Consider the following 11860-nt stretch of genomic DNA (forward strand, 5'->3'; position numbering starts at 1 on the left):
AGCCGTGGTCAACCGGCAATTGGCGCTTCTGCCGCAAAACGCTGCTGCCGGAGGGCATCGACGCTGAACACCAGTAGCGCGAGCCAGATCAACGCAAACCCCAGCCAGCGACCGGGCGGCATCGGCTCGTGGCCGACGAGCACGCCCCAGGTCAACTGCAGGGCCGGGTTCAGGTAGAACAGCAGGCCCATCGTCACCAACGGCAGTCGCTGCGCAGCGGCGGCGAACAGCAGCAACGGAAGCGCCGTGAGCACACCCGACAGGATCAGCAGCGCGGCGTGTCCGCCGCCGTGACCGGTGAACGTCGCGTGCCCCGTGAGCTGCAGCATGACCAGGTATCCCGCGGCGAACGGTGTGGCCACGCCGGCTTCTATGCCGACGCTGACGCGGGGATCGGTCGGCACCACTTTCTTGACCGCGCCGTAGAGGCCGAACGAGAACGCCAGGGCCAGCCCGATGTACGGCGGCGCGCCGACCTCGAGCGCCAAGACCACCACGCCCGCCACCGCGACCATCAGCGCGGCCACCTGCGAGCGGTTGAGCTGCTCCCGGAAGACGAGCACACCCAGCGCGACCGTCACCAACGGGGTGATGAAGTACCCGAGCGCCGCGTCGACCACGTGCCCGTTGGTGACGGCGTAGACGTAGATGCCCCAGTTGATCGAGATCAGCGCCGAGGCGGCGGTGAGCAACAGCCAGGTGCGCCCGGTGATCTGTCTGAGGTCACCGACCCTGCGGACGATGGCGACGACGACGACCATCAGCAGGAAGTTCCAGACGATCCGGTGCGCGAGCACCTCGACCGCGGAGGCGGGCGCCAGCAGTCCGAAGAACCCGGGAAACACTCCCCAGCACAGGTAAGCGCCGACGCCGAACAGCAGACCGGATCTGCGGGCGTCGCTCACGGTTCGTGGTTGCGCAGTGTGTCGAGGGCGTGTTGGAGATCGGCCGGGTACGGGCTGGTGATCTCCACGCGTCTCCCGTCGGCCGGGTGGGCGAACGCCAGCGACCGCGCATGCAGCCATTGCCGCTCCAAGCCGAGCCGCTTGGCCAGCGTGGGGTCCGCGCCATAGGTGAGGTCTCCGACGCAGGGATGGTGCAGAGCGGCGAAATGCACTCGAATCTGGTGTGTACGACCGGTTTCCAGCTCGATGTCGAGCAGGCTGGCGGCTCGGTGTGCCTCCAGGGTGTCGTAGTGGGTGATGCTGTGCCTGCCGTTCTCGGTGACCGCGAACTTCCAATCGTGCCCACGGTGACGGCCGATGGGTGCGTCGATCGTCCCGCTCGACGGATCCGGATGTCCTTGCACCAGCGCGTGATAACGCTTGTCGACAGTGCGCTGTTTGAACGCTCTCTTGAGCACCGTGTAGGCGCGCTCGGACAGCGCGACCACCATGACCCCCGACGTGCCGACGTCCAGGCGGTGCACGATGCCTTGGCGCTCATGGATACCCGAGGTGCTGATCCGAAAGCCGGCAGCGGCCAGGCCGCCCAGCACGGTGGGGCCGTGCCAGCCGACGGTGGCATGCGCGGCCACGCCCGGCGGTTTGTCCACGGCGACGATGTCGTCGTCGGAATACAGGATCGCCATGCCCTCGATGTCGACCGGCGTGTTCTCAACGGGCGCAGGCGCTTCGGGCAGCCTTACGTCCAGCCATGCGCCGGCGGTCAGCTTGTCCGACTTGCCGGCCCGCGCGCCGTCGATCTCGACACCGCCTTGCTCGGCCAGCGCCGCGGCCGCGGTGCGCGAGAGCCCGAGCAGCCGCGCAATGCCGGCGTCGACCCGCATCCCCGCCAGCCCCTCGGGGACGGGAAGCGACCGATCGGTCATCTACTCGCCCTCAGCGGACCCGCGACGCCCGACGGCGTCGAAGTCGAAGCCCAGCAGTGAGAGCCCGACGAGCAGGATCGCGCCGCCGACGACGCACGGGTCGGCCACGTTGAACACCGGCCACCAGCCGATGGACAGGAAGTCGACGACGTGACCCTGCAGCGGGCCGGGCGACCGGAAGAACCGGTCGACGAGGTTGCCCAGCGCACCACCCAGGATCATGCCCAGCCCGACCGCCCACCACGGTGACACCAGTCGACGGCCCATCCACACGATCCCGATGACCACGCCGGTGGCGATCAGTGTCAGAACCCACGTGTAGCCGGTGGCCATCGAGAACGCCGCGCCGGAGTTGCGCACCAGAGTCCAGGTCACCGTGTCGCCGATGATCGACACCGGCTGGCCGGGGGTGAGCAGCTTGACCGCGAGAACCTTCGTGACGACATCGGTGACGAGCACCGCCGCGGCGATGCCGAGGAGCAGCCGCAGCCGGCGCCTCGGCGGCACCGTCTGTCCGGTCGTCTGTTCGGCCACTCCGGGGTCGTCAGTCACCTGCCCATCATCCCAAAGACGTAGTCCGGCCAGTCGAGCGAGTCGACGGGATTCGCCCGATCGACACAGGCAGTGTCGGCCGGGAAAGTGCGCGCCTGACCCGGGCCGGTGACCCGGGTCTCGAACCGGATCGTCATCACCCCGTGTCCGGCACCCTGGATCCAGCCGTGGCCGAAGTCCGGATGCGCGACGTCGTCGCCGACGCGCCAGGCGGGCGCCGTCGCGGTCAGGTCCGTGAGGGAGGGTGGTGCCCCGGTGTGCGTGACGTCATCGGCGACCATCGACTCCAGATCAGGGAACAACGACTCCTGACGGACGTCGGACAGGCCCGAAAAGCCAACGCCCAGAAGCCGAATCGGGCCCACCTCGACGGGGTCGAGCAACAGCCGGCGCGCGGTCGCGGTGAGGGTCGCCACGTCCGTGGTGGCATACGGCAGCGTCGCCGACCGGGTGAGCGTGCTCATGTCGGACTTCTTCAGTTTGACGGTCACGGTGCGGGCGCCGCGGCCGTCCTTTTCCAGGCGTCGGTGCGCGTGCTCACCGATCGGGCCCATCGCTGCGTGCAGCTGGTCGAGGGTGGTGAGGTCCTCAGGAAACGTCGACTCCGCGCTGATCTGTTTGGCCGGTGCGTTCTCGGCGACCGGCCGGTCGTCGACGCCGCGGGCCAGCCGGTGCAGCGCCCGGCCGACGGCCCCGCCGAGGATGTCGGCGGCCTCGGCTTCGCTCAGCGCGGCGAACGCGCCGATGGTCTCGATGCCGAGCCGGTGCAGCTTCTCCCCGGCGACGGGCCCGATCCCCCACAACCGCCGTACCGGCAGGCCGTCGAGCAGCGGACGTTCCTCCTCGCGGCGCACCACCCGCAAGCCGTCGGGTTTCGCCAGGCCCGAGGCGATCTTGGCGAGCTGCTTGCCCGAGCCGGCGCCGATCGACGCGACGAGACCGGTCTCTTCGAGCACCGCAGACCGCAGGGTCCGGCAGAAGTCCTCCACGTCGCGCGCCGACGCGCCCGCAAGCTCGGCCGGCTCCCCGAACGCCTCGTCGTACGAGAGCTGCTCGAGGACCGGCACGGTCGCGCGCACGGTCTCGAACACGCGGCGGCTCGCCACCCCGTACACGACGCCACGCGGCGGAAGGACCACCGCGGCGGCCCCGACCAGCTTGCGCGCCTGATGCATCGGCATCGCCGAGCGGGCGCCGTACACGCGGGACTCGTAGCTGGCCCCGGCGACCACCCCACGCCCCCCGAGACCACCGACGAGCACCGGCCGGCCACGCAGCGTCGGCCGGGTCAGCTGCTCGACCGACGCGAAGAACGCGTCCATGTCGAGGTGCAGCACCCAGCGACCGTCCACAGCTGCCGATGCTAGGACGCTAGCCTTTCCCGCATGGCAGACGCGCGCGGCGAACCTTTCGACGTGCCGATCCGCGACGCGTCGATCCGCCTGGGCCAGTTCCTCAAGTTGGCCGGGCTGATCGATTCCGGCGCGGAGGCGAAATCAGCGATCGCCGACGGGCTAATCACCGTCAACGGCGACGTCGAACGGCGCCGGGGCAGGCAACTGCAGGCCGCCGACGTAGTGACGTTCGCCGGCCGCGCCGCGCGCGTGGCGCTTCGCTAGGCCTTGGCGATCGCGACCTTCACGCCGTCACCGATCTCGCTGCCGTTCACCGGCTCGCCGAAGTCGAAGCGCGTCGCGAGGATTTCGCGGGCGATCAGGTCGCGGTGTGCGCGGGCCCAGGCCTGCCGCGCGTCGGGCACGGACATCACGACCTCGATGCGGTCGGACACGTCGAGGCCGGTGGACTTGCGCAGCTCCTGCAACTCGCGGATGCGGTCCTTGGCCCAGCCCTCGGCCTCCAGCTCTTCGGTGACAGTGCCGTCGAGCACCACCAGCCCCGCCCCGTCGGACAGCGCGGCGGTGTAGTCCGGGTCGGCGGCCACCAGCCGCGAGCTGTACTCCTCGGGCGCCAGGACCGCCGGTCCCGCTGTGAGCGTCCCGTCTGCGTTGACCACCGCGTCGCCCGCCTTGACCGCCTTGATGGCGGCCTGCACGTCCTTGCCGAGCCGCGGCCCCGCAACGCGGGCGTTGACGGTCAACTCGAATCGCCCGAAGGCGTCGATGTCGTCGGTGAGCTCGACCGCCTTGACATTGAGTTCGTCGGCGATGAGATCGGTGAACGGCGCCAGACGTTGCGGATTATCAACGGCCACGGTCAGTTTCGGCAGTGGCAGGCGCACCCGCAGCTTCTTGGCCTTGCGCAGGGAAGAACCCACCGACGCCACCTCGCGCACCAGGTCCATCGTCGCCACCAACTCCGGGTCGGCCGGCAGCAGGCCGTCGGCCGGCCAGTCGGTCAGGTGCACGGAGCGCTCGCCGGTGATGCCGCGCCAGATCACCTCCGTGATCAACGGCAGCAGCGGGGCGGCCAGCCGGCCGGTCACCTCCAGCACCGTGTGCAGAGTGTCGATCGCGTCGCGGTCTTCCTCCCAGAACCGCGAACGCGACCGGCGCACATACCAGTTCGTCAACGCCTCGGTGAACTGCCGCAGTTCGTCACAGGCGGCGTAGATGTCGCACTCGTCCAGCGACGCGGTGAGTTGGTCGCGCAGGACGGCGAGCTTGGCCAGGATGTAGCGGTCCAGCACATGCGACGAGTCCGTGCGCCAGGTCCCCTTCTCGGGCGCGTACAGCGCGAGGAACGTGTAGGCGTTCCACAGCGGCAGCAGTACCTGGCGGACGCCCTCGCGGATGCCTTGTTCGGTGACGATGAGGTTCCCGCCCCGCAGGATCGGGGAGGCCATCAAAAACCAGCGCATCGCATCGGAGCCGTCGCGGTCGAACACCTCGGTCACGTCGGGGTAGTTGCGCAGCGACTTGCTCATCTTCTGGCCGTCGTTGCCCAGGACGATCCCATGTGCCACACAGGTTTTGAACGCCGGCTTGTCGAACAGCGCGGTGGCCAGGATGTGCAGCGTGTAGAACCAGCCGCGGGTCTGTCCGATGTACTCGACGATGAAGTCGCCGGGAAAGTGCGTATCGAACCATTCGGCGTTCCCGAACGGATAGTGCACCTGGCCGTACGGCATCGAGCCCGAGTCGAACCAGACGTCGAAGATGTCCTCGATCCGGCGCATGGTCGAGTTGCCGGTCGGGTCGTCGGGGTTCGGCCGGGTCAACTCGTCGATGTACGGCCGGTGCAGATCCGTTGGCCGGACGCCGAAGTCGCGTTCCAACTCGTCGAGGCTGCCGTACACGTCGATCCTCGGGTATGCGGGATCATCTGACTTCCACACCGGGATCGGCGTGCCCCAGTAGCGGTTTCGTGAGATGGACCAGTCGCGGGCACCGGCCAGCCACTTGCCGAACTGCCCGTCCTTGACGTGCTCGGGATGCCAGGTGATCTCCTGGTTCAACTCCACCATGCGATCGCGGAACTCGGTCACCTTGATGAACCACGAGGACACCGCGCGGTAGATGAGCGGGTTGCGGCACCGCCAGCAGTGCGGATACGAGTGCTCGTAGGTCTCGTGGCGCAGCAGCACGGCGCCGTTGAGCGCTGCGGCGGCGGCGCCGTTCTTCAGGTCGCGGATGATCTGCGGGTTGGCGTCGAACACGTGCTGGCCCGCATAGTCGGGCACGCTCGCGTCGAACCGGCCTTTCGAGTCCACGGGCGTGACTGCCTCGATTCCCGCGGCCTGGGCGGTGAGCATGTCGTCCTCGCCGTAGGCAGGCGACATGTGGACGATGCCGGTGCCGTCCTCGGTGCTGACGAACTCGGCCGGCAGCACGCGGAACGAGCGCGGCGCGTCGGCGAAGTACGGGAACGGCGGACGGTACCGCGTCTCGAGCAGATCGCTGCCCGAGTAGGTGCCGAGCACCTCGGGCTCCTCCCCGAGCTCGCGGGCGTACGCGGCCAGCCGGGCCTGGGCGAGCACGTACCGCCTGCCGTCCGCGCCCTTCACCTGGACGTAGCTGACGTCGGGGTGGACCGCCACCGCCTGGTTGGACGGCAGCGTCCACGGGGTCGTGGTCCAGATCAGCAGGTAGGCGCCGTCGAGCACACCGCCATCCACCCTGAAACCCACCGTGATGGCCGGATCCTGCCGGCTCTGGTAGACGTCATCGTCCATGCGCAGCTCGTGGCTGGACAGCGGGGTCTCGTCGCTCCAGCAGTAGGGCAGCACACGGTTGCCCTCATACGCCAGACCCTGGTCCCACAACTGCTTGAACGCCCAGATCACCGACTCCATGAACTCGGGTTCGAGCGTCTTGTAGTCGTTGTCGAAGTCCACCCAACGGGCCTGCCGGGTGACGTAGGCCCGCCACTCGTTGGTGTACTTGAGCACCGACTCCCGGCAGGCGTCGTTGAACTTCTCGATGCCCATCTGCTCGATCTGCGCCTTGTCGGTGATGCCGAGCTGGCGCTGGACCTCGAGCTCCGCGGGCAGGCCGTGGGTGTCCCAGCCGAACCGGCGCTCCACCTTGTACCCGCGCATGGTGCGGTACCGCGGCACGATGTCTTTCACGTAGCCGGTCAGCAGATGGCCGTAGTGCGGCAGGCCGTTGGCGAACGGCGGGCCGTCGTAGAAGACGTACTCGGGCGCGCCCTCGCGACGCGCGACGCTGGCGCGGAACGTGTCGTCGGCGTCCCAGTACTTCAGCACTTCGACTTCCAGCGCAGGGAATTTCGGTGCGCCGGCCGTCGGCTTGGGATAAGCGGTCACGATGGTGCGATGTCTCCTGTGCCGGTCGGCACGGGGACGACGCCGCGCTTGTGCACGAACGCCGCGGTACCACCCCGCTTGCGCACAGTCAGCTTCCGCGGTGTGCGCCGCTCACTTCGGGCGATGACGGGCCCACCCGTTCGGGTCTACTGAGCTGGTCGAGCTGTTCTTCCGAAGGCTCCCCGGTGATGGCCGGATCCAAGCCGCTGGGTCGATCTTACCGACGGTCGCAAACGACGGCTTCGAGCGCTTACTGCGGTGGCAGCGCGTCCGAGGTCATCTCGACGAGGGCGAGCGGGAACTGCTCGGCCAGCTCCTCGACCGTGTAGTCCTCGAACCGGCTGGTGTCATACCACCAGTCGACCTGCAGGACGCCGTCGACGCGGTACACCCGGACCTCCAGCGCGTGGCCGAGACCGGGCGGGGTGTCCTGAACCGGCCCCGACTCGGCCGGCAGTTCGCCGATGTAGTTGAAGTACACCTCCGGCGTGGCGGCCGCGACGCGCTCCGAGGCGATGGCCAGCGTGTGGTGGACGGTGGTGAGCACCTCGGTGGCGCCGGCCTGCTGGGCGGTCGCGCACATCATGGGCACCGCATCGAGCAGGCAGCCGCGTTCGCTGGCGATGTCGACCGGCACCACACCGTCACCGAGGGTGCGCGCGATGGTCCGGGTCAGCGCTGCCAAGAGAATCTCGTCGGCCGGGAGACCGAGCCACTCGGTGGCGCCGTCGAGTTCGGCCGTCAACTCCTCCGATGCCGGCGTGGGCTGTTTGGCCATGCCGGCGGGGCGCCCCGAATCGGCGCTGTAATCCGCGAGGCGGACGGTTGCTGCAGCGAAGTCGCCGAGCGGGTGAAGCACCTCGGGCCCCGGCGTCGCGAGATAGGGAGCGACCATGTGACCAAACATAGTCGAGATGTCCCAATAATGGGAGACACCTCCCAAAAGTGTGACGGTAGTGTCAATTAAGGCAAACTACTGCAGTTTGCGGATCGCACTGCCCCTCTCCGGGAGCTCTGGTTTAAAGTGGGTGGGTGCCCCGCACTGACGAGAACGGCAGACAGCTCAAAGCCCTGCTCGACTACCTGCTCGACGGCGAGGTCGAAGCCAAGGACATCTTCGACGCGCTGGGCACCTCCAGCAGCACGTACTACCGGCGCATCAAGGAAGCCGACTACCCGGACGCCGAGGAGCTTCGCCGGGTCGCCGACAGGTTCGGCCTGAGCTACCCCGACCTGCAGATCAGGTTCGGCCTGATGACCCGCCAAGAAGTGTTGAGCTACGTCGAATTCCTCGAACGCACGGGCGGTTCGGCGCACGTCTCCGTCCGCGAGACGACGAGGGCGCTCACGCGCGCTCCGAAGCTGTCCGAACTGCGTCCGCGCAGTGACGCTCCGCCCCTGTAAGCCCTACAATCCGCTGAGAAGAACAGCAGCTCGAAAGCAACGCTCATGGCCCTGGCGACGATCATCGCGATAACGCTCTGCTGTATCGCATGGAGCCTGTGGATTCGTCGTGTCACCTGGTCGTCGCGCTGGGAAGTCGCCGCCACGCTCAACATCGCCTTGCAGGGAATGGCGGTGTTGCTGATGTCCCCGTGGGCCTCGGAGACGCTGGGCGTCGCGCTGCACGCACTGACCGGTAAGTGGAACCTCGAGGATTTCATCGGCCACGACTGCTACATCGTCGCCGCGTCCGCCGTCGTGTACAACGCCCTGGGCCGGTTGCAGAACGACCATCTGCTCCAGCGGTCGTTCAAGCAGTACGTCGAGTTGCCGGCCACCCTGTGCATCCCGCTGCTGCTGGCCACGTTCACCCTCGGAAACGGAGCGCGGATCTACAAGTCGGACTTCTTCGAGGTGCCCACCGACTTCTGGCTCAACCTCTACTGGCTGGTCCTGTGCGGCATCCTGATCTACCTTCTCGGCTACGGCAGCCGGGCGCTGTTGGTGCTGCGCAAGGACCCGCGCTCGCGCAAGATCGCCAACGTCTATCTGATCTCGTGCGCAGCGGGCATCGCCGCATGCGTCGTCCGGCTGCTCACCGCCTACATCCCCTCGCTGCAGCACCACCAGAGCGGCCCCATCCTCGTGTGGGTGTTCGCCTGCATGTGTGGTGCGGGCTTCGCGTTGACGTCGGCCGAGTCCTGGCGGCAGAAAACCAAGTGGTTCAGTAGCGCGCCCCGCTGACGGAGTTCGCTATCCGGCGACCGAACGCGACAGCCCGCTAACCGGCGCACCGAGATCCGGCACCGTCTGGTACCCGCGCCTGCGGGCCCGTGCGGCGTCGCGGCGGATCAACGCCTGCAGCCCGGCGAACGTCGCCTGGTCGAGCACCATCCGCGTCAGCAACCGGTTGTGCACGAAGCCGAACGACAACCCGCTGGCCGGATCGGCCCAGCCGACGGATCCGGCCAGCCCGGCATGGCCGAAGCCGGGCATGAATCCCGGCGGCACCGGCAGGGAGTGGTAGCCGAGGTTGAAGCTCAACGGCACGAAGATGTTTCGGTCCGGCCAATAGCTGGGCTTCCCGGTCAGCCCGGCGACCCGCTCCTCGGACAGGAACTGCTTGCCGTCGATGCGGCCGCCGTTGGCGATCGCGCCGTACATCTTAGCCAGACTTCGAGCGGTCGCGACGCCGTTGGCCGCCGGGATCTCGGCATCGAGGAACGGGGTGTCGCCCTGGACGACGGCCTTCATGCCGGGAAAGTACATCGAGCCGAACATCCCGGACACGCCGAGCGCCGCCACCCGCGGGGCGACGAAGTTGAAGACGGGATTGGCCAGCGTGCCCTGGGGTGCCAGGATCTGCGCGGCGCGGGTGGGCGCGCCGGCGGGCGGGCGGCCGAGGTGCAGACCGTCGGTGTTGAGCGGTTCGGCCAGCTCCTCGCGGATGAGGTCGCGCATGCCCTTGCCGGTCACGGCGCGGCCCAGCCCGGACATCAACCAGCCGTAGGTCAGCGCGTGATAAGCCTGATGGCCGAACAGCAGCTTGTTGCACGGTGCGGCCGCGACACGCTGCTCCATCGCCTGGTGGTCGAGCAGCTCGGCCTTGGTGCAGCCGTTGAGATGAGAGAGCCCGGCGCGGTGCTGCATCATGTCGCGCACCGTGATGCGGGCCTTGCCGTTGGCCCCGAACTCGGGCCAGTACTCGGCAACGGGTGTGTCGTAGTCGATCAGACCCCGGTCGGCCAGGCGGTGGATGACCGTGGACGCCATGCCCTTGGTGACCGAGAAGACCATGGCGCCCGTGTCGGCGCTCCAGTGCTGGGTGCCGCGGCGATCCGAGTAACCCGTCCAGACATCGATGACGGGCTCCCCGTGCAGGTAGACCGAAAGGGCGCCGCCCCCGTAGCGGCGGCCGGGGAACAGCCGGGAGAAGCCGCGCAGCGTGCAGGCGAAGTTCGAGTCCGCAGCGCCCTGGATACCGTGCGGGAGGGCAGCGCTGCCCTCCCGGTTCTTGACACCCGTCACAATGTATTGAATTTACTCGCAGGCCTGGCTAATAAACCTTGTGTTATCTATTTGTTAGCTTCGCCCATGTCAGCAGCGTCGAGTAGCTGCTCGGCAGCAAGCGCCGGCGTCAGCTCCCCCTCCCGGACCTGCCGTTCGATCTCGGCGCGGACTTCCTTGACCTTCGGATGGGACAGCACCCGGTCGAGGACGGTGTCGCGCACCATCGACCACGTCCACTCGACCTGCTGGGCCCGGCGGCGCCGCTCGAACTCTCCCGCTTCGGTCAGCACCTCCCGATGCTTGAGCACGGTGGCCCACAGTTCCGCCAGGCCTGTCCCTTCGAGCGCGCTCATCGTCAAAACCGGTGGGCGCCAGCGCGTTTCGCGAGGGTAGATCAGCCGGATCGCACCGGCCAGCTCGCGGGCGGCCCGTTTGGCCTCGATCGCGTGCGCACCGTCGGCCTTGTTCACGACCACGATGTCGGCGAGTTCGAGCACACCTTTCTTGATTCCCTGCAGCTGGTCACCGGTGCGCGCAAGGGTGAGGAAGACAAAGGTGTCGACCATGTTCGCGACCGTCACCTCGGACTGTCCGACGCCGACCGTCTCGACCAGGACGACGTCGAAACCCGCCGCTTCGAGCAGCACGATCGTCTCCCGCGTCGCCTTCGCGACACCGCCCAGCGTGCCCGAGGTGGGCGACGGCCGGATGTAGGCGTCGGGATGTACGGCCAGGCGGGCCATCCGCGTCTTGTCGCCGAGGATCGAGCCCCGGGTGCGCGTCGAGGACGGGTCGACGGCCAGCACAGCAACCCGGTGGCCCTGCTCGATGAGGTACATGCCGAGCGCCTCGATCGCCGTCGACTTGCCCACCCCCGGCACGCCCGTGATCCCGACGTGCAGCGCGCCGCCCGCATGGGCGGTCAACTCCAACAACAGTTGCTGCGCCTGCTCGCGATGGTCCACGCGGGTCGATTCGACCAGGGTTATCGCCCTCGCCAGGGCGGCCCGGTCGCCGTCGGCCACGGCGGTCGCGAGGTCGGCGATCGGGTCGGCCATCTAGTCGAGGCGGTAGCCCAGTCGCTCGGCCAGCTTGTGCAGCAGACCGATTGCGGCGTCGGCGATCACCGTGCCGGGCGGGAAGATCGCCGTCGCGCCCGCGGCGTAGAGCTCGTCGAAGTCACCCGGCGGGATGACACCGCCGACCACGATCATGATGTCGGGCCGACCGACTTCGGCGAGCGCCTCGCGTAGCGCGGGCACCAGGGTCAGATGCCCGGCCGCGAGCGACGAGACCCC

11 protein-coding genes and 1 pseudogene are annotated in these 11860 nt (G+C 68.2%); 3 read left to right on the forward strand and 9 right to left on the reverse strand.

What is annotated here, in order from left to right; translation table 11 throughout:
• Window positions 1-8 precede the first annotated feature (8 nt).
• Genes rarD through A5663_RS02065 form a run of 4 tightly spaced genes read right to left on the reverse strand, consistent with a single transcriptional unit; the run spans window position 9 to window position 3720 of the window.
• Window positions 9-905, reverse strand: coding sequence for an EamA family transporter RarD (gene rarD / locus A5663_RS02050; RefSeq protein WP_068143372.1), 897 nt, complete (start codon window positions 903-905; stop codon window positions 9-11).
• On the reverse strand, window positions 902-1831 hold the full coding sequence (locus A5663_RS02055; protein ID WP_068143375.1) for an RluA family pseudouridine synthase: 930 nt from the start codon (window positions 1829-1831) through the stop codon (window positions 902-904). The genes rarD and A5663_RS02055 overlap by 4 nt, the downstream gene beginning before the upstream one ends.
• On the reverse strand, window positions 1832-2383 hold the full coding sequence (gene lspA / locus A5663_RS02060; protein ID WP_068143376.1) for a signal peptidase II: 552 nt from the start codon (window positions 2381-2383) through the stop codon (window positions 1832-1834). It abuts the gene before it with no gap.
• Window positions 2380-3720, reverse strand: coding sequence for a DNA polymerase IV (locus A5663_RS02065; protein WP_369816576.1), 1341 nt, complete (start codon window positions 3718-3720; stop codon window positions 2380-2382). The genes lspA and A5663_RS02065 overlap by 4 nt, the downstream gene beginning before the upstream one ends.
• 48 nt (window positions 3721-3768) lie before the next feature.
• On the opposite strand from A5663_RS02065, the gene A5663_RS02070 reads away from it, so the two are divergent.
• Complete coding sequence (locus A5663_RS02070; protein ID WP_068143378.1) at window positions 3769-4002, forward strand: RNA-binding S4 domain-containing protein; 234 nt, start codon at window positions 3769-3771, stop codon at window positions 4000-4002.
• Here the strand turns inward: A5663_RS02070 and ileS are convergent.
• Together ileS and A5663_RS02080 are read right to left on the reverse strand one after the other, a co-directional pair.
• Entirely contained in the window at window positions 3999-7109 is a 3111-nt protein-coding gene (ileS, locus tag A5663_RS02075; RefSeq protein WP_068143380.1) for an isoleucine--tRNA ligase, read from the reverse strand. The genes A5663_RS02070 and ileS overlap by 4 nt on opposite strands.
• Window positions 7110-7359: 250 nt before the next feature.
• Window positions 7360-8004 (reverse strand): hypothetical protein, encoded by a 645-nt coding sequence (locus A5663_RS02080; RefSeq protein WP_068143382.1) that lies wholly within the window; start codon window positions 8002-8004, stop codon window positions 7360-7362.
• A 137-nt stretch (window positions 8005-8141) separates the two neighbouring features.
• On the opposite strand from A5663_RS02080, the gene A5663_RS02085 reads away from it, so the two are divergent.
• Complete coding sequence (locus A5663_RS02085; protein ID WP_068143384.1) at window positions 8142-8513, forward strand: DNA-binding protein; 372 nt, start codon at window positions 8142-8144, stop codon at window positions 8511-8513.
• A gap of 45 nt (window positions 8514-8558) precedes the next feature.
• Window positions 8559-9296 (forward strand): hypothetical protein, encoded by a 738-nt coding sequence (locus tag A5663_RS02090; RefSeq protein ID WP_068143386.1) that lies wholly within the window; start codon window positions 8559-8561, stop codon window positions 9294-9296.
• A 9-nt stretch (window positions 9297-9305) separates the two neighbouring features.
• Here the strand turns inward: A5663_RS02090 and A5663_RS02095 are convergent, their stop codons facing one another.
• From A5663_RS02095 to A5663_RS02105, 3 genes and pseudogenes are all read right to left on the reverse strand, one after another.
• Window positions 9306-10580, reverse strand: coding sequence for a serine hydrolase domain-containing protein (locus A5663_RS02095; protein ID WP_068143387.1), 1275 nt, complete (start codon window positions 10578-10580; stop codon window positions 9306-9308).
• A 47-nt stretch (window positions 10581-10627) separates the two neighbouring features.
• Window positions 10628-11620 carry a methylmalonyl Co-A mutase-associated GTPase MeaB gene (meaB, locus tag A5663_RS02100; protein WP_068143389.1) on the reverse strand — a complete coding sequence of 331 codons (993 nt, stop codon included), beginning with the start codon at window positions 11618-11620 and terminating at the stop codon, window positions 10628-10630.
• Window positions 11621-11860: pseudogene (locus tag A5663_RS02105) on the reverse strand (methylmalonyl-CoA mutase); the annotation flags it as partial. It abuts the gene before it with no gap.

Source organism: Mycobacterium sp. E740, from assembly GCF_001672895.1.
Classification (GTDB): domain Bacteria; phylum Actinomycetota; class Actinomycetes; order Mycobacteriales; family Mycobacteriaceae; genus Mycobacterium.